The 22,054-nt window shown below is 68.3% G+C and carries 18 protein-coding genes; 8 read left to right on the top strand and 10 right to left on the bottom strand.

The window, feature by feature from the left end; genetic code table 11:
- Positions 1 to 915, top strand: a complete 915-nt coding sequence (locus IAG39_RS14820; protein WP_118932085.1) for an HlyD family secretion protein — start codon at positions 1 to 3, stop codon at positions 913 to 915.
- A gap of 52 nt (positions 916 to 967) precedes the next feature.
- Positions 968 to 2,389 (top strand): efflux transporter outer membrane subunit, encoded by a 1,422-nt coding sequence (locus IAG39_RS14815; RefSeq protein ID WP_118932086.1) that lies wholly within the window; start codon positions 968 to 970, stop codon positions 2,387 to 2,389.
- Here IAG39_RS14815 and ypfH read toward each other — a convergent pair whose 3' ends face one another.
- Positions 2,390 to 3,094, bottom strand: a complete 705-nt coding sequence (ypfH, locus tag IAG39_RS14810) for an esterase (protein ID WP_118932087.1) — start codon at positions 3,092 to 3,094, stop codon at positions 2,390 to 2,392. It abuts the gene before it with no gap.
- 185 nt (positions 3,095 to 3,279) lie between these two features.
- Between ypfH and IAG39_RS14805 the strand changes: the two genes are divergently transcribed.
- The 4 genes from IAG39_RS14805 to IAG39_RS14790 all read left to right on the top strand — a co-directional run bounded on the left by IAG39_RS14805 (position 3,280) and on the right by IAG39_RS14790 (position 10,366).
- Positions 3,280 to 4,815 carry an amino acid permease gene (locus IAG39_RS14805; protein ID WP_118932088.1) on the top strand — a complete coding sequence of 512 codons (1,536 nt, stop codon included), beginning with the start codon at positions 3,280 to 3,282 and terminating at the stop codon, positions 4,813 to 4,815.
- A gap of 216 nt (positions 4,816 to 5,031) precedes the next feature.
- Complete coding sequence (imuA, locus tag IAG39_RS14800) at positions 5,032 to 5,736, top strand: translesion DNA synthesis-associated protein ImuA (RefSeq protein ID WP_059380011.1); 705 nt, start codon at positions 5,032 to 5,034, stop codon at positions 5,734 to 5,736.
- The gene (locus IAG39_RS14795; RefSeq protein WP_187774107.1) at positions 5,666 to 7,135 is read left to right on the top strand and encodes a Y-family DNA polymerase; all 1,470 of its coding nucleotides are present in this window, start codon (positions 5,666 to 5,668) and stop codon (positions 7,133 to 7,135) included. The genes imuA and IAG39_RS14795 overlap by 71 nt, the downstream gene beginning before the upstream one ends.
- 6 nt (positions 7,136 to 7,141) lie before the next feature.
- A complete protein-coding gene (locus IAG39_RS14790; RefSeq protein ID WP_187524039.1) occupies positions 7,142 to 10,366 on the top strand; it encodes an error-prone DNA polymerase in 3,225 nt (1,074 codons plus the stop codon).
- 16 nt (positions 10,367 to 10,382) lie between these two features.
- Here IAG39_RS14790 and IAG39_RS14785 read toward each other — a convergent pair whose 3' ends face one another.
- Positions 10,383 to 11,669, bottom strand: coding sequence for an SGNH/GDSL hydrolase family protein (locus IAG39_RS14785; protein WP_118934285.1), 1,287 nt, complete (start codon positions 11,667 to 11,669; stop codon positions 10,383 to 10,385).
- A gap of 101 nt (positions 11,670 to 11,770) precedes the next feature.
- Between IAG39_RS14785 and IAG39_RS14780 the strand changes: the two genes are divergently transcribed.
- Positions 11,771 to 12,676 (top strand): LysR family transcriptional regulator, encoded by a 906-nt coding sequence (locus tag IAG39_RS14780; protein WP_118934283.1) that lies wholly within the window; start codon positions 11,771 to 11,773, stop codon positions 12,674 to 12,676.
- Here IAG39_RS14780 and IAG39_RS14775 read toward each other — a convergent pair.
- The 6 genes from IAG39_RS14775 to IAG39_RS14750 all read right to left on the bottom strand — a co-directional run bounded on the left by IAG39_RS14775 (position 12,673) and on the right by IAG39_RS14750 (position 19,692).
- A complete protein-coding gene (locus tag IAG39_RS14775) occupies positions 12,673 to 13,815 on the bottom strand; it encodes a YgeY family selenium metabolism-linked hydrolase (RefSeq protein WP_118934281.1) in 1,143 nt (380 codons plus the stop codon). The two genes, IAG39_RS14780 and IAG39_RS14775, sit on opposite strands and share 4 nt — an antisense overlap.
- A gap of 57 nt (positions 13,816 to 13,872) precedes the next feature.
- Complete coding sequence (locus IAG39_RS14770; RefSeq protein WP_088140813.1) at positions 13,873 to 15,204, bottom strand: MFS transporter; 1,332 nt, start codon at positions 15,202 to 15,204, stop codon at positions 13,873 to 13,875.
- Between the two features lie 147 nt (positions 15,205 to 15,351).
- Positions 15,352 to 16,305: an N-carbamoyl-D-amino-acid hydrolase gene (locus IAG39_RS14765; protein WP_118934278.1), complete on the bottom strand. Its 954-nt coding sequence runs from the start codon at positions 16,303 to 16,305 to the stop codon at positions 15,352 to 15,354.
- A gap of 18 nt (positions 16,306 to 16,323) precedes the next feature.
- On the bottom strand, positions 16,324 to 17,580 hold the full coding sequence (locus IAG39_RS14760; RefSeq protein WP_118934276.1) for a M20 family metallo-hydrolase: 1,257 nt from the start codon (positions 17,578 to 17,580) through the stop codon (positions 16,324 to 16,326).
- The gene (locus IAG39_RS14755) at positions 17,577 to 18,824 is read right to left on the bottom strand and encodes a diaminopropionate ammonia-lyase (RefSeq protein ID WP_118934274.1); all 1,248 of its coding nucleotides are present in this window, start codon (positions 18,822 to 18,824) and stop codon (positions 17,577 to 17,579) included. Before IAG39_RS14755 ends, IAG39_RS14760 begins: the two co-directional genes overlap by 4 nt.
- Positions 18,825 to 18,843: 19 nt before the next feature.
- Positions 18,844 to 19,692, bottom strand: a complete 849-nt coding sequence (locus IAG39_RS14750) for a MurR/RpiR family transcriptional regulator (RefSeq protein ID WP_082400960.1) — start codon at positions 19,690 to 19,692, stop codon at positions 18,844 to 18,846.
- Between the two features lie 188 nt (positions 19,693 to 19,880).
- On the opposite strand from IAG39_RS14750, the gene IAG39_RS14745 reads away from it, so the two are divergent.
- Complete coding sequence (locus tag IAG39_RS14745; protein ID WP_059380390.1) at positions 19,881 to 20,267, top strand: I78 family peptidase inhibitor; 387 nt, start codon at positions 19,881 to 19,883, stop codon at positions 20,265 to 20,267.
- Positions 20,268 to 20,304: 37 nt separating this feature from the next.
- Here the strand turns inward: IAG39_RS14745 and IAG39_RS14740 are convergent, their stop codons facing one another.
- The gene (locus IAG39_RS14740) at positions 20,305 to 21,270 is read right to left on the bottom strand and encodes a LysR family transcriptional regulator (RefSeq protein WP_118934272.1); all 966 of its coding nucleotides are present in this window, start codon (positions 21,268 to 21,270) and stop codon (positions 20,305 to 20,307) included.
- A gap of 45 nt (positions 21,271 to 21,315) precedes the next feature.
- Complete coding sequence (locus tag IAG39_RS14735; RefSeq protein ID WP_118934270.1) at positions 21,316 to 22,050, bottom strand: amino acid ABC transporter ATP-binding protein; 735 nt, start codon at positions 22,048 to 22,050, stop codon at positions 21,316 to 21,318.
- Positions 22,051 to 22,054 lie beyond the last annotated feature (4 nt).

The following is a 22,054-nucleotide window of genomic DNA, read 5'->3' as shown; positions in this document are numbered from 1 at the left end:
ATGAAACTCCCCAACGCCCTGCGCCCCGCAGCCATCGGCAAGTTCGCGGTGACCGCCGTCGTCGTCGCCGCGGCCGCCTACGCCGGCTGGCAGCTCTGGGTGCACTATGAAGTCGAACCCTGGACCCGCGACGGCCGCGTCAAGGCCTACGTGGTGCAGGTCGCGCCCGATGTCTCCGGCCTGGTGACCAGCGTGCCGGTGCACGACAACCAGGACGTCAAGGCCGGCGACGTGCTGTTCGAAATCGACCGCGCGCGCTTCCAGCTGGCCTACGACCAGGCCCAGGCCTCGGTGCGTTCCGCGCAAGTGGCGCGCGACCAGGCCGTGCGCGACGCCAAGCGCAACCGCTCTTTGGGCCAACTGGTGGCCGCCGAGGCGCTGGAACAAAGCCAGACCAAGCTGCAGCAGACCGAAGCCGCGCTGGCCCAGGCCGAAGTGCAGCTCAATACCGCGCGCCTGAACCTCGAACGCAGCCGCGTGCTGGCGGTGAATGACGGCCGCATCACCAACCTGGACCTGCGCGCGGGTTCCTACGCCACCGCTGGCCGCGGCGTGATGGCGCTGGTGGATTCCAGTTCGTTCTACGTCGAAGGCTATTTCGAGGAAACCAAGCTGCCTGGCATCCACGAAGGCGACCCCGTCACCGTGACGCTGATGGGCGACTCGCACCATATCCGCGGCCACGTGGAGAGCATTGCCATGGGCATCGCCGACCGCGACCGCAGCACCGGCGCCAACCTGCTGCCCAACGTCAATCCCACGTTCAACTGGGTCCGCCTGGCGCAGCGCATCCCGGTGCGCGTGAAGATCGACGACGTGCCCGCAGGCGTGCGCCTGGTGGCGGGACAAACCGCCACCGTGTCGGTGGATTCCGGCCCGGCCCACTCGCAAGCCGGGGCGCGCCAGCCGTCCTGATCGTTCCTTTCTTCCACCCCTACTCTCTTATCGACGCACAGCCGTAACCGCCATGAACACCAGATACCTCCTGCCTCTTACGCTGGCCCTTGCGCTGGCCGGATGCGCCGCCGTGGGCCCGGACTACCAGGTGCCCGCCGGATCGGCGGCCGAGCGGCAGAGCGCGCAGGCGCCCTTCACGCAGGCGCGCGAGGCGGCGTTCCGGCAGGATGCGGTGCCTGGCCACTGGTGGCGCCTGTACGACGATCCCGTGCTGGATAGTCTGGTGGAAAAAGCCCTGGCCGCCAACACCGACCTGCGCGTGGCCAGCGCCAACCTGGAACGCGCCCAGGCCGCCGTGCGCGAAGCGCAGGCGCAGCAGCAGCCGTCCATCGGCGTCAATGCCTCGCCCACTTTCGGCCACGTGTCCGGCCTGCAGGAACTGCAGCCCGGCATCGATCCGCCCAACCGCTGGTCCTACTCCATGGGCGCCAGCGTGGCATACCAGCTGGACCTGTTCGGCCAGATCCGCCGCGCCGTGGAAGCGGCCAGCGGCGACGAGCAGGCCGCGCAGGCCGCCTATGACGCCACCCGCGTCACCGTGGCCGCCGAGACCGCCCGGGCCTACGCCAATATGTGCGCGGCCGGCATGCAGCTGGCTTCGGCCCAGCATTCGGTGCAGGTGCAGAAGCAATCGCTGGACGCGGTGGACCGGCTGCAACGCGCCGGCCGCGGCACCACGCTGGACGTGACCCGCGCCCGCAGCCAGCTTGAACAGCTGCAGGCCAACCTGCCGCCGTTCCAGGCCCAGCAGCGCACCGCGCTGTACCGCCTGGCGGCGCTGACCGGCCAGACGCCGGGCGAAATCCCGCCCGCGCTGCTGCAATGCGCCCAGGCTCCGCGCCTGACCGAAACCATCCCCGTGGGCGACGGCGCCGAACTGCTGCGCCGCCGTCCCGACATCCGCCAGGCCGAACGCACCCTGGCCGCGGCCACCGCGCGCATCGGCGTGGCTACCGCGGACCTGTATCCGAAGATCTCGCTGGGCTTGTCGGCGGCCTCGGGCGGCCCAGCCGCCATGTTCGGCGACCGCGGCACCTTCAGCTGGAGCGTCGGTCCGCTGATCTCCTGGACCATACCCAACACCGGCGCCGCGCAGGCCCGCATCGCCGAGGCGCAGGCCAGCACCAAGGCCGCGGCGGCGCGTTTCGACGCCACCGTGCTGAATGCCCTGCGGGAAACGGAGAGCGCGCTGGTGGTCTACGCGCGCCAACTGGATCGCGACACCGCCTTGCGCGCCGCGCGCGACCAGAGCGCCGAGGCCGCCTCGCAGGCAAGCCGCCTGTTCCAGTACGGCAAGACCGACTACCTGACCGTGCTGGATGCCGAGCGCACGTTGGCCAGCAACGAAAGCGCGCTGGCGGCTTCGCAGGCCGACCTCAGCAGCGACCAGATCGCGCTGTTCCTGGCGCTGGGCGGCGGCTGGGAAAAATGATCAATGCACCGGGGTGCCGTCGGGCGGCGTCTGGTTAAGACCCAGCGCGGCCTCCCAGCTGCGCAACGGCACGCAGGTCTTCAAGCGCACGATGGCGCGCTCGATCAGCGCCGGGTGCAATGCGTGCCCCACCTGGGTCGCGATGTCGATGGTCGAGTCGCCGTGCAGCTCGGTCAGGCGCGCCTGGGCGGCCTGGATGAGCTCCACGTTCATGATCGGATCGGCGGCGCCGTGCAGCAGGTGCAGCGTGGTGAACTGCGGCGCGAGCTTGGGCATCTGGGCGTAGCGGCCCGAGAAGGCGATGACGCGGCCGGCGATGCCGTCGTGCGCCTGCACCAGTTCCAGCGCCATGATGGCGCCCTGCGAAAAGCCCGCCAGCGCCGTGTCCGACTGCAGCAGGCCGAAACGCGCCTGCGCCTCGCGCACATAGTTTTCCAGGGGCGGCAAGGCCCGCGCCACGCGTTCCGGGCGGTTTTCCTCGGTCACGCCGCGCACCGAGAACCACTGCCGGCCGTCGCCGCCGCCGTCGTAGGGCTCGAACCCCTGGGGCACCAGCACCGCCGCGCTGGGGAACGCCGCGCGCACCGCTTTTGCCAACGGCTCCATGTCGTCGGGGGTGCCGCCCACGCCGTGCAGCAGGATAAACAGCTGGCGCACGTCGACGCCGGCGTTGGGAAGAAACTCGATAGAAGTGGAAGACGCCATGAAACTGCTCCGTGCTGGCTGGGGCCGCCGAACGGCCCCGGAATAGCCGCATTGTAAAATGCGCGCCTTGAAGCAACCTTTGCCGCACCGCCACGGACCGGCTGGCTTGCGCGGCATTGCCTGGCGGGCAGGCCCGCACGCCCGTGCCTGATGGTCCGCCGCCGCGGCAACTTCCTACCCCAGTAATGCAAACTCCGACAACAGAATCCGGCGCCACGCCTGCCGGCCAGAACCAGCTGCATCGCGTGCTCAAGGCGCGCCACCTCACGATGATAGCGTTGGGCGGGGCCATCGGCACCGGCCTGTTCGTGGCCTCCGGCGCCGCCATCGCCCAGGCCGGCCCGGGCGGCGCGCTGCTGGTCTACCTGGCCATCGGCCTGATGGTCTACTTCATCATGACCAGCCTGGGCGAACTGGCCACCTTCATGCCGGTATCGGGTTCCTTCTGCACCTATGCCTCGCGCTACGTCGACGGCGGCTTCGGCTTCGCGCTGGGCTGGAACTTCTGGATCAGCTGGGCCACGGTGGTGGCGGTGGACGTGGTGGCCGCGCAACTGGTCATGGCCTATTGGTTCCCCGATACGCCCGGCTGGATATGGAGCGTGGCCTTCCTGGCCCTGACCTTCGGGCTGAATGCCTTCTCGGCGCGCAGCTTCGGCGAAGCCGAGTACTGGTTCGCCATCATCAAGGTCGTGGCCGTGCTGTGCTTCATCGGCGTCGGGCTGGCGATGCTGGTGGGCATCATCCACAGCGGCACGCCCGTGGGCCTGGTCAACTGGTCGGTCGGCGACGCGCCCTTCGTGGGCAATGCGGCCACCTGGGTGGGCGTGGCGATGGTGGTGGCCTATTCGTTCCAGGGCACCGAACTGGTGGCCGTGGCCGCCGGCGAATCCGAGAATCCCCGCCGCAACGTGCCGCGCGCGATCAACCACGTGTTCTGGCGCATCCTGCTGTTCTACGTGCTGGCCATCCTGATCATCGGCCTGCTGCTGCCCTATACCGACCCGCAGCTGCTGCGCAACGAAGTGGAAGACATCGCGGTCAGCCCCTTCACGCTGGTGTTCCAGCACGCGGGGCTGCTGTCGGCGGCTACCGTGATGAACGCCGTGATCCTGACCTCGGTGCTGTCGGCCGGCAATTCCGGCATGTACGCGGCGACGCGGATGCTGTTCAACATGGCGGTGGAGGGCCAGGCGCCCGCCCTGTTCCGGCGCGTCACCCGCGGCGGCGTGCCGCTGTACGCGCTGATGGCCACCGCGCTGCTGGCCTGCCTGTGCCTGTTCAGCCTGGTGTACAGCCCCAAGGCCGTCTACATCTGGCTGCTGAACTTCGCCGGCATGACCGAATTCATCGTCTGGCTGAGCATCGCGGTCAGCCATTACCGCTTCCGCCAGGGCTATGTGAAGCACGGCTACGACACCGCCGACCTGCCCTACAAGGCCGGCCTGTTCCCCTTCGGCCCGCTGCTGGCCTTCGTCCTGTGCCTGGCGGTCACGCTGGGCCAGAACTACCAGGCCTTCCTGCAAGACCGCATCGACTGGATCGGCGTGATCTCCACCTACCTGGCGATCCCGCTGTTCCTGGCCTTGTGGATCGGCCACCGGCTGGTGCGCAAGTCGCACTGGATCCGGTACGAGGATATGCGGTTTTATGGGTTGGATCTGGATCGCACGGCGGGTGTGGAGGCCTCGGTATCTACTGCGCAGAACGCCCGCGCTTGATTGCGATCCGCCTGCCTGAAGCGGCTAAAATCGCGTTCAACACGGCCCGCTCCTCTGCATCGAAAGGTGTACGGGCGGGTTTTCTTTTGGGCTGCCGCGTTACCGGCGCAAAACTATTCGCGGCGCGCTCTGCCCCTTTTAAATACTGTATATATATACAGCTATAATGACGCATCGGCCACTACCCCGGGTCCCCGCAAGCCGGAACCGATCGCCATGCAGTCCCCAGAACGTATCCATCCCGCGTTGTGGCGCGCCACTCAGTTGGCTCAAGGCGCCGCCCGCACCCTGCCCACCGGGCATGCCGCGCTTTCGCCCGAGCTGCCGGACGGCGGCTGGCCGCTGGGTTCGCTGACCGAACTGCTGGTGCCGCACCCCGGCATCGGCGAAATCCGCCTGCTGCGTCCGGCGCTGGCCCAGCTGGAAACCCGCCGCGCCATCGCGCTGGTGCAGCCGCCGCACGCGCCCCACATCGCCAGCTGGATGAGCTGGCGGCTGGATCCGCGCCAATTGCTCTGGGTGGCGCCGGAAAAACCCGTGGACGCGCTTTGGGCCGCCGAACAGATCCTGAAGAACGGCAGCTGCGGCGCCCTGATCTGCTGGCTGCCCCATGTGCGCCCCGAATCCCTGCGCCGCCTGCACCTGGCCGCCCAGGCCAGCGACCTGCTGTTCATCGCGGTGCGCCCCAGCAGCGCGGCGCAAAACGCCACGCCCGCGCCCTTGCGGCTGGCGCTCGCGCCGGCCGCGGGCGGCTTGTCCGTCCACATCCTGAAGCGCCGCGGGCCCGCCTGCGATACGCCGCTATACGTGGGCCTGGAACCGGGCGCCACCACACCTGTTTCTCCCCGCCATGCGCCTCTGGATCGCCGCCTTCCTGCGCTGCCTGCCGCTGGACGCACTGCGCCCGCACTGGCCGCTTGAGGGGCAGGCGTTCGCGGTCCTGGAACAGGAACGCGTCGCCGCCCTGACGCCCGCCGCCCGCCGCGCCGGCGTCAAGCCGGGCATGCGCCGCGCGGGCGCGGCCGCCATCGCCCCCGAGGTCGAGCTGCTGCCCCGCGATGTCCTGGCCGAGTCCGAAGCCTTGCAGGGCGCGGCGCTGGCGCTGCTGCAATACACACCCGAAATCGCCCTGGCCGACGGCGACACGTTGCTGCTGAACGTAAGCGCCAGCCTGATGCTCTTCCGCGGTCCGAAGGCGCTGCACCGGCGGGTCGCCGCCACCTTGCGCGCCCTGGACCTGCGCGTCTCGCTAGGCATGGCGCCGACCGCCGCCGGCGCCTGGCTGCTGGCGCGCAGCCCCGGCCGGCGCGCACCCCGGCGCACCCTGACGCTGCCCACGCTGACCCGGCGGCTGGACGCACTGCCGCTGGCCCTGCTGCCGCAGGCGCAGGCCCGCCGCGACTGGCTCGACGACATCGGCTGCCATACCCTGGCGGACCTGCGCGCCCTGCCGCGCGCGGGCCTGCAGCGGCGCAGCGCGCCTGAACTGCTGCAGGCCCTGGACGCCGCCTACGGCCTGGCGCCCGAGCTCCACCGCTGGATCGAGCCGCCGCACCAGTTCTCGCGCCGCATCGAACTCACCGACTACGTCGAGCACACCGACGCGGTGCTGGCGGTGGCGCGCCGGCTGGCCGAACAGCTGGGCGGCTGGCTCAGCGCCCGGCAACTGGCGGTGCGCCGCGTGGTGCTCAGCATGGAACACGAACGCGGCCGCCACGCCCGGCCGCCCACCGAACTGGAACTGGCCCTGGCCCAGCCGGTCTGGCAGGCGCCGCAGATCCTCCACCTGCTGCGGGAAAAGCTGGCCCGCTTCACGCTGGAAGCGCCCGTGATCGCCGTGGCGCTGCTGGCGCCCGACACGGTGGAACAGCCCGCCGCCAGCACTACCTTGTTCCCCGAGCCCGGCGGCACGCCCGCCGACCATGCCCGGCTGCTGGACCTGCTGGTGGCGCGGCTGGGCCGCGACCAGGTGCGCCACGCCCACCCGGTTCCCGACCACCGCCCCGAGGCCGCCAACGCCTGGGGCGACGCGCTGTCGCCGCCCCAACGTCCCGCGCCCCTGCCCGCCCTGCTGGACCGCCCCTTCTGGCTGCTGGACCCGCCGCTGCCCTTGAAGCTTTCCGGCCACCGGCCGCATTACGGCGGCCAGGCGCTGCGCCTGATGCGCGGCCCCGAACGCATCGAAAGCGGCTGGTGGGACCCGGCCCTGACGGTGCGCGACTACTTCGTCGCCGAGGACGCCGCCGCCGCGCGCTACTGGATCTACCGCGAGCGCGACGACGAGCACGCCCGCTGGTTCCTGCATGGGCTCTACGCCTGAAGCGTCATGCGCATGGACGACGACGACACCCCCGGCCTCCTGGCGCAGCTGCCCGGCTACGCCGAGCTGCAATGCCAGTCCAATTTCTCTTTCCTGCAGGGCGCTTCGCACCCCGAGGAACTGGTCGAACGCGCCGCCGAACTGGGCTACGCCGCGCTCGCCATCACCGACGAATGCTCGCTGGCGGGCGTGGTCCGCGCCCACGTGGAAGCCAAGACCCGCAAGCTGCCGCTCATCATCGGCGCCACCTTCCAGCTGCGCGCCGCGTCCGACGCCGCGCCGCTGGGCCTGACCCTGCTGGCGCAGACGCGCGAGGGCTACGGCAACCTGTCCGAACTGATCACCCTGGCCCGCACCCGCGCGCCCAAGGGCGAATACCAGCTGGCGCCCGAAGACCTTACCCACCCGCCCGCGGGCCACGCCCATCTGCGCCACCTGCCCGAATGCCTGGCCATCCTGAGCCCCGCCTACGGCACCGACGCCGACCGCATGGCCGAGCAGGCGCGCTGGCTGGCGCGCGTCTTCCCCCACCGCGCCTGGGTCGGACTGACCCTGCTGCACCGCTCGCGCGACGACCTGCACCGCGCCGCGGTCGAACACGCCGCGCAGGCCGCGGAACTGCCCATCGTGGCGCTGGGCCAGGTGCAGATGCACCTGCGCTCGCGCAAACCGCTGCACGACACGCTGACCGGCATTCGCACCCGCCAGCCCGTATCGCAGTGCGGCTACGAACTGTCCGGCAACGCCGAACAGCACCTGCGCACGCGCATGCGCCTGGCCAACCTGTACCCGCCGCAAGCGCTGGCCCAGACGCTGGCCATAGCCCGCCGCTGCGCCTTCTCATTGGACGAGCTGCGCTACGAATACCCGGACGAGATCATTCCGCGCGGCCACACGCCGGCCACCTATCTGCGCCAGGAAACCCTGGCCGGGGCCGCCCGCCGCTTTCCTTCCGGCACGCCGGACAGCGTCACCACGCAGATCGAAAAAGAGCTGGCGCTGATCACCGACCTGCACTACGAAGCCTATTTCCTCACGGTCTACGACATCGTCCAGTACGCCCGCGGCGAAGGCATTCTGTGCCAGGGCCGCGGTTCCGCCGCCAACTCCGCGGTCTGCTACTGCCTGGGCATCACCGAAGTGGACCCGGTGCGCGGCAACAACCTGTTCGAACGCTTCATCAGCAAGGAACGCAACGAGCCGCCCGACATCGACGTGGACTTCGAGCACCAGCGCCGCGAAGAAGTCATCCAGTACATCTACCGCAAATACGGCCGCGAACGCGCCGCGCTCACCGCCGTGGTCATTTCCTACCGGCCGCGCAGCGTGCTGCGCGATACCGGCTGCGCGCTGGGCGTGGACGCGGGCGTCATCGACGCCGTGTCGCGCGCCCACCAATGGTGGGACGGCAAGAAAGAAATGCTGCGCACGCTGGGCGCCTGCGGACTGGACCCCGAATCGCAGGTGGCGCGGCAGTGGGCGGCGCTGGCGCAGACCCTGATGGGCTTTCCGCGCCACCTGTCGCAGCATCCCGGCGGCTTCGTGATTTCACGCGGCAAGCTGTCGCGCCTGGTGCCCATCGAAAACGCCGCCATGGCGGACCGCAGCGTCGTGCAATGGGACAAGGACGACCTGGACGCGCTGGGCCTGCTGAAAGTGGACGTGCTGGCGCTGGGCATGCTGTCGGCACTGCGTCGCACGCTGGAACTGGCCGGCCAGCGCCGCGGCCAGCCCTTGCGGCTGCAGGACATTCCCCCCAGCGACGCGCCCACCTACGACATGATCTGCGACGCCGACACCGTAGGCGTGTTCCAGATCGAATCCCGCGCCCAGATGACCATGCTGCCGCGCCTGCGTCCGCGCGAATACTACGACCTGGTGGTGCAGGTGGCCATCGTGCGCCCAGGCCCGATCCAGGGCGGCATGGTCCATCCCTACCTGCGCCGCCGCCAGGGCAAGGAGCCCGAAACCTATCCCAGCGAAAAAGTGCGCGGCGTGCTCAGCCGCACCATGGGCGTGCCCATCTTCCAGGAACAGGTCATGCAGATCGCCGTGGTGGCCGCGGGCTTCACACCGGGCGAATCCGACCAGTTGCGCCGCTCCATGGCAGCCTGGAAGCGCAAGGGCGGCGTGGACAAGTACCGTACCAAGCTGGTCGGCGGCCTGCTGGCCCACGGCTACAAACTGGATTTCGCCGAGGCGCTGTTCCGCCAGATCGAAGGCTTCGGCGAATACGGTTTCCCCGAAAGCCATGCCGCCAGCTTCGCGCTGCTGGCGTACGCCAGTTCGTGGCTCAAGCGGCACGAGCCCGAAGCCTTCCTGGCCGCCCTGCTCAACTCCCAGCCCATGGGCTTCTACGCCCCCGCGCAACTGGTGCAGGACGCCCGCCGCCACGGCGTTTGCGTGCTGCCGCCGGACGTGACGGTCAGCGGCTGGGACTCGGCCCTGGAAACCCTGCCCGAAGGCCACCCCGGCGCCCGCCGGACCGCGCATCCGCACGCGCCCGCCACCGACGGCTTCCGCCCCGCCGTCAGGCTGGGGCTGAGCCTGATCCAGGGCATGCGCGAGGACGCCGCCCGGCGCATCGAAGACGCGCGCGCCGCCGCGCCCTTTGCCGACACCGGCGACCTGGCCCGCCGCGCCGCGCTCACCCGCCATGACCTCAACGCGCTGGCGGCCGGCGACGCCCTGCGCACCCTGGCCGGCCATCGCCGCCAGGCCAGCTGGGAAGCCGCCGCCAGCGTGCAGAGCCGCGACCTGCTGCGCGACGCCGCCATCCAGGAAACCCAGGCGCCGCAATTGTCCGCCCCTTCCGAAGGCCAGACCGTGGCGGCCGACTACCGCAGCGTGGGCCTGACGCTGCGCAGCCACCCCGTGGCCTTGCTGCGCCCCCAGCTCGCGGCGCGCAACTTCCAGCCCGCCTCGGTGCTCAACAGCTACCCCGACAAGCGCGTCGCGCGCGCCTGCGGCATCGTCACCGTGCGCCAGCGCCCGCAGACTGCCAAGGGGGTGATCTTCGTCACGCTGGAAGACGAGACCGGTCCCGTCAACGTGGTCGTGCGTACGGAACTCATCGAACGCCAGCGCCGCGAATTGCTGGGGGCCTCGCTGCTGGGCGTCTACGGGTCCTGGCAAAGCGTGGACGGCGTGCGCCACCTGATCGCGCAACGGCTGGTGGACCTGTCCGAGCTGCTGGGCGACTTGAACACCCAGAGCCGCAATTTCCACTAACCGTCCCGGACGCTTCTCAATCGCCGAACAGCGTGGCCATATCCAAGGCCTGCGCCATGGCCTGGTAGCCGGCATCGTTGGGATGCAGGTTGTCGCCCGAGTCATACGCGGGCAGCAGCCGCGCCGGATGCGCCGGATCGCGCAGCACCGCGTCAAAATCCACCACCGCGTCGAACACGCCGCTTTCGCGGATCCAGCGGTTCACCTCCCGCCGCACCGCGTCCTTGGCCGGGTTGTAGTGGCCCGACAACGGCGTGCCATGCAGCGAACCTTCATACGGCGCAATGGTGCCGCCCACGATGCGCACGCCGCGCAGGCGGGCGGCCTCCGCCAGTTGCCGGTAGCCCTCGGTCAATCTTGCGGCCGTCATGGGCGCGTCCGCCGGCGCGAAGCCGCTGTCCGGCCAGCCGATGTCATTGATGCCCATCATCATCACCACCGTGCGCACGCCCGGCTGCGACAGTACGTCGGCATCGAAGCGCGCCATCGCGTTCACCCCCATCTTGTCGCCCCAGACCCGCGCGCCCGAAATGCCTGCATTGGCCACGCCCATGCCCTGCGGGGCCAGGCGGCGCGCCAGGAAATCCGGCCAGCGGCGGTTGGCCCCCGGCGTCGAGCCGTTGCCATCGGTCAGGGAATCCCCAAACGCCACCACCACCGGCGCGCGCGACGGGCTTTCGACCCAGATCCCCGCCAGGAAGGCCCGGCCTTGCAGCGCCTGCGCATCAGGCAGCTCCGCCGCCGCCGTGGCATCGCCCCGGACCAGGGCGCCGGTCTGCTGCGCGCCCCAATGGAAGGTGGTCACCGGCGTCGCCTGCGGGAAGTAAAGGCTGACGGCCAGTTCCGCCAGCGCGGATACCGGCAGGTCCACCGGATCGCTGACCACTTGCGCCCCCGGCGCCACCGTCACGCTCGGCCGCCCGCCAAAGGCCAGCCCGCGGCTGGATGCCGGACGGATCTTGGACTGGCCCGAGGCCAGCGCCACGCTGGCCGCCCCGATCTCCAGGGGCTGCGTGCCATAGCGGTTGGACAACACCACCCGCAAGCGCGGTCCGCCCACGCTGAGCATCAAGGTCTGGCGCAGAGTCTGGCCGCGCAATTCGGCCGGCATTTCCGTGGGCAGCACGAAGGAATCCTCCCACAGCGGTTGCGGGCTGGCGAACCAGGAACTGACCCAGTTGGAACGCGCGGCATCGGCTTGAACAGAAGGCCGCGCCGCGATGGCGGCGGACGGGGCCAGGACCGCAAGGCCGCCGGCCAACGCAACGGCCGAAACCAGGGAATGAAGATTGAAGCGATTCATGACGACTCCAGAAAAAGAGAAAGTGACGTCACGATAGGTTCTTCCCAATTCCACCGGTAGAACCCTAAACTGCATACCACTTCTTCCAAAAAGGAATGACCATGGACACCCTGCGCGCCATGCGGGCCTTCGTCCGCGCCGTGGAGCTGGGCACCCTGTCGGCCGTCGCCCGCGAACAAGCGCTGAGCCAGCCTGCCCTGAGCAAGATCGTCGCCGCGCTGGAAAAGGACCTGAACGTGCGGCTGCTGGAACGCAGCACCACGCGCGTCGTGCCCACCGAACAAGGCAAACGCTTCTACGAACGCGCCACCCGCGTGCTGGAGGAATACTCCGAGGCCGTCGCCGACGCCCGCGGCCAGACCGAAAAGCCCTCCGGTTTCCTGCGCATCAACGCGCCCGTGGCGCTGGGCCAGTTCCGCCTGAACGCGCTGGTGCGCGAATTCCTGGAAGAATATCCCGACATCCAGGTGGAACTGATCCTGAACGACCGGTTCGTGGACCTGGTGGAAGAAGGCGTGGACGTGGCGCTGCGCCTGGGCGGCAACCTGCCGCCCAACGCCATCGCCCGCAAGGCGGCCATGTCGCCGCGCTACCTGGTGGCCGCCCCCTCCTACCTGGCGCAGCGCGGCAAGCCCCGCGCGCCCCGCGATCTGGCCGCGCACGAGTACGTGCGCTTTGCCTGGCTGGCTGCCGGCGACACCCTGGAACTGCACCAGGGCGCCACCCTCGCCACGGTCCAGACCCAAGGGCGCTTCCGCGTCAACAACGCCCTGGCCATCCGCGAAAGCCTGGCCATGGGCGCCGGCATCGGACTCTGCCCTGCGTGGCTGGTGCAGGACCTGATCGCCAGCGGTGAACTGCTGCGCGTCCTGCCCAAATGGAGCGCCACGCCGCAGGAGGCTTTCCTCATCTACCCGTCGCGCCGCTACCAGTCGCTGCGGGCACGGCTATTGATCGACTTCCTCAATGACCGGCTGGCGCGCCTGCCCGGCATGCAAACGCCCTAACCGCAGACGGCGCGCACCAGATTCCGGTAGATGTCGCGCGCGCCTTCCAACTGCTCCAGCGCGATGGACTCGTCGATCGTGTGCGCATCTTCCTCGTTGCCCGGCCCCAACCCTATCGTCGGAATGCCGCGGCGTCCCGCCGATTCCGAGCCATTGGTGCAGAACGCCCAACTGCCCACCACCGGATCCCGGCCGCTGGCGCTGACGGCCGCGCGCGCAGCCTGCAATAACCCGGCCTCCGCATCGCAACGCCAACCCGGCAACCAGCGCGGCGGCGTGGCGTGCTGCCCGGTATAGGTCGCCACTTGATCCTCGCTGACCTGCAGGGTGAAATCGGACAAGCCATGGGCCGCCAGATGCGCGCGGATCTGCGCCAGCACATCCTCCAGGCGTTCGCCCGACACGGTGCGCCGGTCAAAGCGTATCGTCGTCGAAATCGGAATCATGGAGATCGATGGATAAGGATGCGACACGATGTCCGTCGGCACCAGCAGCGCCTGGCCCAGCACCTCGTCATGCGGCAGCGACAGGCTCTCCAGCGCGTTCAGCGCCCGGCCCGCCGCATGCAGGGGATTGACACCGATATGCGGCGTCGCCGCGTGCGCCGGCTTGCCGTGGAAAGTCAGCAGCAGTTCCACCCGCCCCTTCTGGCCGGCCTTGATCTGCAGCTTGGAGGGCTCGCAGATGACGACCGCCTGCGGCGTGCAGATGTCCAGCACCGAAGCCAGCGCATGCCCTTCGATGACTTCCTCCAGCACGCTGGCCGACACCGCCACGCGGCGCTTCAAGCCGTCCCGCGCCGCCTCCGCCACGCCGCAGATCGCCGCGGCGATGCCGCCCTTCATGTCGGTGCTGCCGCGCCCATACAGCCGGCCATCCCGGATCTCGGCGCCGAACGGATCGAAGCGCCAGTCGCCCGCCACCGGCACCACGTCCATGTGTCCGTCGAACAGCAAGGCCACGTCCGCGTCCGCGGGGCCGATCAGCCCCAGCACCGAGCCATTGCCATCGGTCGTGACCGAACTGAAACCCGCCTCGCGCATCGTCGCGGCCATTAGCGCCGCCATCTCGCCTTCCTTGCCGGAAAGGCTGGGAATACGCACCATGGCCTGGGTCAACGCAACTACGTCCAGAGTCATCATCATTCCTGTCTGAAAGTGGCGGGCGCGGCGCGCCCGCCGATGTAGAGAAGCCGCCTAGCGGTTGACCAGGCTCTTCGGCACGCGGTACACCAGCACCGCCCCGATCAGCGTGAAGCTGGCCAGGAAGTACATGCCCCAATCCGTCGAGCCGGTCAGGTCCTTGATCCAGCCGATCGCATACGGGCTGACAAAGGCCGCCAAGCCGGCGAAGGAATTGATCCCGGCTATGCCCGCCGCCGCGCTCTTGCCTTCCAGGAACGCCGTCGGCAGGCTCCAGAACAAGGGCGAGCACACCATGCAGCCGGCGGCCGCCACCGACAGCATGGCCACGGCCAGCATCGGGTTATGGCTGAACAGCGTGCTCAGCGCCAGGCCCGTCCCGCCCACCAGAAACGGCACGATCATGTGCCAGCGGCGCTCCCGCACCGCGTCCGAATGGCGGCACACCAGCACCATCGAGATCACCGCGCAGACGTTCGGCACCGCCGTCAACAGGCCGATGTCCAGCAGCGACACCACGCCAGTGGAACGGATCACCGACGGAATCCAGAACGCCAGGCCCGACAAGCTGGACACCGTGCAATAGCAGATCAGCGCCATATGCACGACGCGCCTGTCCTTGAGCAAGGTCAGCATGGACACGTGCTCGGTCTTGGCGGTCTTCTCGCTCTGCAGGTTCTGGCCCAGCCGCGACTTCTCCGCGGGCGACAGCCAGCGCGCGTCGTCGATGCGGTCATCCAGGTACCAGAACACCGCCAGGCCCAGCAGCACCGAGGGAATCGCCTCGATGATGAACATCCACTGCCAGCCGGCCATGCCGTGCGTGTCATGGAACGCCTCCATCACCCAGCCCGACAGCGGCCCGCCCAGGATGCCGGCAAACGGCACCGCCGTCATGAACACCGCCACGATCTGCCCGCGCCGGTTCGACGGAAACCAATAGGTCAGGTACAGGATGATGCCGGGATAGAACCCGGCCTCGGCCGCCCCCAGCAGGAAGCGCAGGATGTAGAACTGCGTCGGCGTCTGCGTCAGGGCCATGGCGGCCGAGATGATGCCCCACAGGATCATGATGCGCGCCAGCGTCTTCTTCGCGCCGATGCGGTGCATCAGCACATTGCTCGGCACCTCGAACAGGAAATAGCCGATGAAGAAAATGCCCGCGCCCAGGCCGTACACCGTTTCGCTGAACTTCAGATCGTCCAGCATCTGCAGCTTGGCAAAGCCGACGTTCACGCGATCCAGGAACGCCGCGATGTAGCACACCATCAAGAACGGCAGCAGCCGCCACGCCACCTTCCGATACAGCGCATCATCCCGCGCCGCCAGGGGATCCTTGTCTGCGGCAACCGGAGGCGCCGCAATGCTCTCGACTGACTGGTCCATATTTTCACCTTGGGGTCTGTGTTTTTTTAGGCCGAACGCTCCCCTGCAGGCGCTCGGGGCGCCCGCATGCTGTTTTTTATGGGAAGGGAACGTCCGGGCCGGTTATGCGGACGGTCTATCGACCGTCCGCGCTGGCCACGCCGCAGGTCAGGCGGTTACCGCCGCCTCCGGCGCTGGTTCCACCGCACCTCTGCGTTCCGTGATCAGGCCGTAAGCCTCGGGACGCCGGTGGCGGTCGAAATTGAAAGTCGTGCTCTTGTAGGACAGGCACAGATCCAGGTCGCAGCGCGCGATCGCCAGCTCATCGCCCTTGGTCGAGCAGGCGGCGACGATCTCGCCCGACGGCGCGATGATGCAGCTGCCGCCTATCATCTCGCAGCCCTCTTCCTTGCCGGCCTTGGCCACGCCCACCACCCAGGTACCGTTCTGATAGGCGCCCGCCTGCATCACCAGATGGTTGTGGAACATGGACAGGTCGTCGTGCTCGGGCGCCGGCGGGTTGTGCACCGGCGTGTTGTAGCCCAGCAGGATCATTTCCGCGCCTTGCAAGCCCATGACCCGATAGGTCTCGGACCAGCGGCGGTCATTGCACAAGGCCATGCCCATCACGCCGCCAAAGCCGCGCCAGACGTCGAACGAGTCACCCGGCTCGAAGTAGTGCTTTTCCAGGTGCTGGAAAGCGCGCCACGGCTCGTGCTCGGCATGCCCGGGCAAATGCACCTTGCGGTACTTGCCGATGATGTCGCCGTTCTGGTTCACCAGGATCGACGTGTTGAAGCGGCGCTTGACGCCCTGCTCCAACGCCAGCTCCGCATAGCCCAGGTAAAAGCCTATGCCAAGCTTGCGCGCGGTCTCGAACAGCACCCGGGTCTGCGGACCGGGCATCTCGCTTTCATAGAACGCGTCGATCTCGGCCGGATCTTCCATGTACCAGCGCGGAAAGAAAGTCGTCAGCGCCAGCTCCGGGAAAACCACCAGCTGGCAGCCCATGGCATGGGCCTGGCGCAGATGCGCGAGCAGGCGCTCGACGACGTCGCGACGCGTGTCGCTGCGCTGGATCGGCCCCAGCTGCGCGGCCGCGACATTGATGATGCGTGACATGTTCAGTCTCCTACGGTTTCATTGTTCTGCGAGTTCGAGCATCAGTTCCAGCAACACGCCGGCGCCCGCCTCGATATCCTGGTCCTGCGTGAATTCGGCGACGTTGTGCGACAGCCCGCCCACGCTGGGCACGAACACCATGCCCGTCGGGCACATGCGCGCCAGCATCTGGGCATCGTGCCCGGCGCCGCTGGGCAGCCGCCGCACGCGGTGCCCGCGGCTGCGCGCGATGTCCTCGACCCGGCCGACGATGGCCTCGTCGAACGCCACCGGCGCAAAATCGGCCAGCACCCGATGGCTCAGCTCCACCCCTTCATCCGCGGCAACCTGCGCCGCATACGTCATGCAGCGTGCAATCGCCTCCTGCAAGGCCGCGCCGTCGGTGTTGCGCAGGTCCAGCGTGAAGGTCGCGCGGTTGGGGATGACGTTGATCAGGTTGGGAAACAGATTCACCTGCCCCACAGTCGCCAACTGGCCCGCCCCCAACTCGACGGTCAGATCCCGCGCAAAGCACGCGATGCGCGCCGCCACGATGCCGGCGTCATGGCGCAACGCCATCGGCGTGGTGCCGGCATGGTTGGACACCCCGCGCACGGTGAACTCGATCCAGTGGATGCCCTGCACGCCCGTCACTGCGCCGATGGTGTAGCCCTCATGTTCCAGCACCGGCCCCTGCTCCACATGCAGTTCAACAAAGGCATGCACCTGGTTATTGCCTACCGGGGCCGTCCCGGCATAGCCGATGCGGGCCAGGTTCTCGCCCACCGAGGTGCCGTCTATGCCGACCGTGGCCAGCGCGTCCTCCAGCGCTAGGTCGCCCTGGAACACCAGGCTGCCCATCATGTCCGGCGCAAAGCGCGCGCCTTCCTCGTTGGTGAAGAACGCCACCGCTATCGGCCTTTCAGTGACCACGCCCGCGTCGTTCAACGCCGCCACCACTTCCAGCCCCGCCAGCACCCCCAGGTTGCCGTCATAGCGACCGCCGGTGCGCACCGTGTCGATGTGCGACCCCGTCATCACGGGCGGACCGGCCTTGCGCCCGGCCCGCAGGCCCACCACATTGCCGATGCCGTCCACCGTCACGGCCAGGCCCAGTTCGCGCATCCACTGCACCACCAGGTCGCGTCCCTGCCGGTCCGCGTCCGTCAGCGCCAGACGGCACACGCCGCCGCCCTCAATGGCGCCGACCTGCGCCAGATCGGCAATGCGGCGCAACAGGCGGGCGCCATCGATCCGCACGGCCTCGCGGCCGGTCTCAAGCGTGACGCCAGTCATGCCATGGCCTCGGCTTCGACTTCGGCGGCGCTCCGGCCGACGATGCGTTGATACAGTTCCGGGTCGGTCGCCCCTTCGCTGCCGAACACCAGCACGCGGCTGTCAGCGTCCAGGCCCAGCGCATCGCGCACCGCCGGATCGGCCAGCGCCGCCAGGCAGCCGGTCAGCCCCGCCACGGCCGACTCGCCCGCGACGATGGGCGCGTCGCCATACTTGCCGCTTGCCAGCAAACGCACCGTCTCCAGCGCCGCCTCGTCGTCAACCGTCAGGAAAGCCTGCGCACCGGGATGCAGCACCTCCCACGCCAGCAGCGACACTTCCCCGCAGGCCAGCCCGGCCATTACGGTATCCAGATCGCCGTGCACCGCCACCGGCTTGCCGGCGCGGGCGCTCTCGTACAGGCAGGCCGCCTTGTCCGGCTCAACCACGATGAAACGCGGACGGCGCTCGCCCAGTTGCTCCCAGAAATGCGCGCAGACCGCGGCAGCCAGCCCGCCCACGCCGCCCTGCAGGAACACGTGCGTCGGCAATTCGCCATCGCCCGCCTCGCGCAACTGGCGCAAGGCCTCGTCCGCCATCACGGCGTACCCCTGCATCACGTCCTTGGGCACCTCCATATAGCCGGGATACGACGTATCCGAGACCACATATCGCCCCAGCCGCGCCGCGTCTTGCGCCGCCTGGCGCACCGAGTCGTCGTAGTTCCCCGGCGTACGCACGACCTGCGCGCCGTATTGCTCGATCGCCCGCTTGCGGCCTTCGCTGACCGTCGCGTGGATGTAGATCACGCACTGGCAACCGAAGCGTTGCGCGCCCCAGGCCACCGAACGGCCGTGGTTGCCGTCTGTCGCGCAGGTCACCGTCATGGCCTGCGTCAGCTCCCGGTAGCGGCCGGACAGCAAGTCGTCCACCGACAGATCGTCGCGCCCCAGCTTGACCGCCAATTCCCGCAGCAATTGGCGGCTGACGGCATAGGCACCGCCCAGGGCCTTGAAGCTGCCCAGCCCGAAGCGGCCGCCCTCGTCCTTGTACCGGATGCCCGCCACGCCCACGGCGCGCGCCAGGCCCGACAGATCGCGCAGCGGCGTAGGCTGATAGCCGGGCCAGCGGCGGATCTGCGCCTCGGCCTGCGCATAGGCCTGGCCGCCCAGCACGTCCAGCTGCCGTTGGCCGTAAGGCGCGGCGGATTCGAAGGCCGGATTGGGCGCGTACTGTAGCCGGACGTTCGGAATGGGATGGTTCAAGTCAGTCTCCTCTTGGAATTCAGCGATGCAAGTCGCCGTAGTGTTCGTGCAGGCGTTCTATGTTCTGCAGACGTTCGCGCGCGGCCGCCCCGAGTTTCCGGGCCAGGGCCGAGCACAGATGATTGATGACGCTGGTGGCCGCGACGTAGGAATCGAACACGGCCGCGCCGCTGTTCACGCATCGCAACACCAGGTCCGAGCGCGCGGGCAATTCGGTGGCGGTGGGATCGGTCAACACCACGACCTTCGCGCCCACCCGGTTCGCATGTTCGACAATGGGCTTGAGCAGCGTGACGCGACGCCGGAAATCCATCACCAGCAACACGTCGTCAGGCCCCAGATCAGCCAGATCCTCCGCCAGGTTCAAACCCGCGCCCGGCACCAGCGCGACCCCGTCGCGCAGCTGCGTCAGCAAGGCCCAGGCGTACTGCGCCAGCACCCGCCCATTGCGAAAGCCCGCAATGCAGATGCGGCGAGCGCCAGCGAACAGCTCGATGGCCCGCTCCACGTCGCGGCTGTCCAGGCGCTCGAAGGTCTGCGCCAGGTTCTGCAAGTCCGTGGCCAGATGCTCCGCCAACGCATCCCCCGTCGCGTCCGGCGGACGCACGCCCGCCATCTCGTACAGCGGAGACCCACGGTCGGCCTCGTCGCGCGCCTGCGCCCGCACCTCGTTGAAGTTCTCGTAGCCCAGACGCCGGAAGAACCGCCCCGCCGTCGCCTTGGACACGCCCGCCTTCTGCGCCAGCTCGGCGCCCGAATAGGCCGCGATATTGCCCAGGCACTCCAGGGTCACGCTGGCCAACCGCTGCTCGCTGTCCGTGAAGCTGTCCTGCAGCGCGAGGATGCGCTCCTGCAACACCGAAGTCATGATGATCCCGCCTATGAAACTATGGTTTCAGAAATATATTCTTATGAAACTTTAGTGTCAATGCAAAATTTGGATCATCGAAGCCGCGCTCAGGAACGGCGCTTGCGGCCCTGCCCGGCGTCGGTCACAGCGCGCCCGCGCTGGTCTATCATGGCTTTTTTCAGACGTGTTGTTGTAAGGAGCGTTACATGATCCGAAAGCTGATCCCTTTCCTGCTGGTCGCCAGCCTGACCGCGTGCGCCAACACCGGCGCCCCGCGCTCATCCAGCGCGCCGGCAGCGTCCAGCTCCTCCAGCTCCTCGTCCGCTGCTGACGCCGGAACCAGCTATGGCGGGTCGTCCTACGGTTCTTCGTCGTCCATGGGCGGCGGCAAGACCTGCGACGCATCTTCGCTGCAATCCCAGATCGGCCAGAAAGCCACTGCGTCCGTGATGGAAGACCTGCGTACCCGCAGCGGCAGCAGCACTGCGCGCATGCTGCGTCCAGGGCAGTTGGTCACGATGGAGTACAACGCTACGCGCTTGAATTTGATCGTGGATGATAAGGACGTCATGACCGCGATTCGCTGCGGTTGATGACCAAAGGCGGGGCCGGCGCAACGCCGGCCCCGCGCTACGCCTGCGGCGGCCTGACCGCCGGCGGCACATGGGGCAGGAATGCCCCCGCCACCTCGAAAGCGCATTCCTCGCGCGCAATATCGATCACCCGGGCCACCACCGGGTTGACGATGTTCTTCTTGTGCACCGCGTAGTAATTGATCGTGGGCAGGTCGGGCTGCACGTCCAGCTGGCATAGCGCGCCGCGCTCCACCAGCGGCGCGAAATACGCACCCGGCAGATAGCTGATGCCCAGGCCCAGCATCGTCAGCTGCGCCATCATCCCCAAACTATTACAGGTCAGCACGCGCTTGACCGGCAGGCCCTGTTCCGCGAACCAGGCATCGTACAGATGCGACAAGGCCGAATTGGTGGGTTGCGAAATCACCGGATACGGCGCCAGGTCCTGCGGCGTCAGCTTCGCGGAAAAATCGATGTCCAGGGCCGGGCTGGCCATCCAGACGTTGGTGACCGCGCCCAGGTGCACGCAATCGTATTGGTAGCCCCAGAACGGGCCGGGCATGATGGCCAGGTCCAGTTCATCCTGCTCCAACCTTTCGTACAGCGTGATGCCGCCGTCGATCTCCGGCATCAGCTGCACGCGCGGATAGCGCAGGCTGATCTGGCTGATCAGCCGCGCCAGCCAGGTCATGCCCACCAGTTCCGTCACGCCCAGCCGCACCACGCCTTCGAAGCTGGCCGGATCGGCCATGTTCTGCACGATGCGGCTATTCAGGTCCAGCATCTCGCGCGCCAGCTCGTACAGCTTGCGGCCCTGCGCGGTCATGATCAGCTTCTTGGCGCGGCGCTCGAACAGCGGCGCGCCGGCGAAGGCTTCCAGTTCGCCCACCCGTTTGGCGACCGCCGACTGGGTGGTGTGCAATTTGCGGGAAGACGCGCTGAAGCTGCCCAGCTGGGAACTCCAGTAGAAAGCCTCTAGCTGTTTGAGGGTGTACATCGCGGCGGTCGATGCGAAGCGCATGGAAACCCTCACCTTACCATCATGGCAACGCCCGCCGCCCCCGCCTCAGCCGCGCGGATGCAGGATGTCGGCCAGGAAGCGCTGCGCCCGCGGATGCGAGGGCGCGCTGAAGAAGCGCTCGGGCGTGTCCATCTCCAGGATCTCGCCCGCGTCCATGAAAACCACCCGGTCGCACACGTCGCGCGCAAAGCCCATTTCGTGGGTCACGCACACCATGGTCATGCCGTCCTTGGCCAGGCCCTTCATCACCTGCAGCACCTCGCCCACCATCTCCGGGTCAAGCGCGCTGGTCGGTTCGTCGAACAGCATCACCGGCGGCTGCAAGGCCAGCGCCCGGGCGATCGCCACGCGCTGCTGCTGGCCGCCCGACAGCGAACCCGGATAGGCGTCGATCTTGTGCTCCAGACCCACCCGCGCCAGCAGGCCGCGCGCGAGTTCCACCGCCGCTTTGCGCGGCTGCTTGCGGATGCTGACGGGTGCAAAAATCACGTTTTCCAGCACGCTCATATGAGGAAACAGATTGAACTGCTGGAACACGAAACCGATCTGCTGGCGCAGCGCGTTCAGGTCCGAACCCTTGGCGTAGATGTCCTTGCCGTCGATCAGGATGCGCCCCTTCTCGATCGGCTCCAGCCGGTTGATGGTGCGGATCATGGTCGACTTGCCCGAGCCCGACGGGCCGCAGACCACCAGCACCTCGCCGCGCGCCACCGAAAGATCCACGTCCTTCAGCACATGATGCGCGCCGTACCACTTGTTCACTTTTTCAAGATTGATCATGTTT

The organism is Achromobacter xylosoxidans (assembly GCF_014490035.1).
In the GTDB taxonomy this organism is placed as follows: Bacteria; Pseudomonadota; Gammaproteobacteria; order Burkholderiales; family Burkholderiaceae_B; genus Achromobacter; species Achromobacter bronchisepticus_A.
The sequence above is the reverse complement of the archived record's forward strand: the minus strand, read 5'-3'. Positions and strand labels throughout refer to the sequence as shown.

What these genes read in the sequence shown, in the direction of transcription:
- IAG39_RS14820 (WP_118932085.1), top strand. Translation starts at nt 1, where the DNA reads ATGAAACTCCCCAACGCCCTGCGCCCCGCAGCCATCGGCAAGTTCGCG.
- IAG39_RS14815 (WP_118932086.1), top strand. Translation starts at nt 968, where the DNA reads ATGAACACCAGATACCTCCTGCCTCTTACGCTGGCCCTTGCGCTGGCC.
- ypfH (WP_118932087.1), bottom strand. Translation starts at nt 3,094, where the DNA reads ATGGCGTCTTCCACTTCTATCGAGTTTCTTCCCAACGCCGGCGTCGAC.
- IAG39_RS14805 (WP_118932088.1), top strand. Translation starts at nt 3,280, where the DNA reads ATGCAAACTCCGACAACAGAATCCGGCGCCACGCCTGCCGGCCAGAAC.
- imuA (WP_059380011.1), top strand. Translation starts at nt 5,032, where the DNA reads ATGCAGTCCCCAGAACGTATCCATCCCGCGTTGTGGCGCGCCACTCAG.
- IAG39_RS14795 (WP_187774107.1), top strand. Translation starts at nt 5,666, where the DNA reads ATGCGCCTCTGGATCGCCGCCTTCCTGCGCTGCCTGCCGCTGGACGCA.
- IAG39_RS14790 (WP_187524039.1), top strand. Translation starts at nt 7,142, where the DNA reads ATGCGCATGGACGACGACGACACCCCCGGCCTCCTGGCGCAGCTGCCC.
- IAG39_RS14785 (WP_118934285.1), bottom strand. Translation starts at nt 11,669, where the DNA reads ATGAATCGCTTCAATCTTCATTCCCTGGTTTCGGCCGTTGCGTTGGCC.
- IAG39_RS14780 (WP_118934283.1), top strand. Translation starts at nt 11,771, where the DNA reads ATGGACACCCTGCGCGCCATGCGGGCCTTCGTCCGCGCCGTGGAGCTG.
- IAG39_RS14775 (WP_118934281.1), bottom strand. Translation starts at nt 13,815, where the DNA reads ATGACTCTGGACGTAGTTGCGTTGACCCAGGCCATGGTGCGTATTCCC.
- IAG39_RS14770 (WP_088140813.1), bottom strand. Translation starts at nt 15,204, where the DNA reads ATGGACCAGTCAGTCGAGAGCATTGCGGCGCCTCCGGTTGCCGCAGAC.
- IAG39_RS14765 (WP_118934278.1), bottom strand. Translation starts at nt 16,305, where the DNA reads ATGTCACGCATCATCAATGTCGCGGCCGCGCAGCTGGGGCCGATCCAG.
- IAG39_RS14760 (WP_118934276.1), bottom strand. Translation starts at nt 17,580, where the DNA reads ATGACTGGCGTCACGCTTGAGACCGGCCGCGAGGCCGTGCGGATCGAT.
- IAG39_RS14750 (WP_082400960.1), bottom strand. Translation starts at nt 19,692, where the DNA reads ATGACTTCGGTGTTGCAGGAGCGCATCCTCGCGCTGCAGGACAGCTTC.
- IAG39_RS14745 (WP_059380390.1), top strand. Translation starts at nt 19,881, where the DNA reads ATGATCCGAAAGCTGATCCCTTTCCTGCTGGTCGCCAGCCTGACCGCG.
- IAG39_RS14740 (WP_118934272.1), bottom strand. Translation starts at nt 21,270, where the DNA reads ATGCGCTTCGCATCGACCGCCGCGATGTACACCCTCAAACAGCTAGAG.
- IAG39_RS14735 (WP_118934270.1), bottom strand. Translation starts at nt 22,050, where the DNA reads ATGATCAATCTTGAAAAAGTGAACAAGTGGTACGGCGCGCATCATGTG.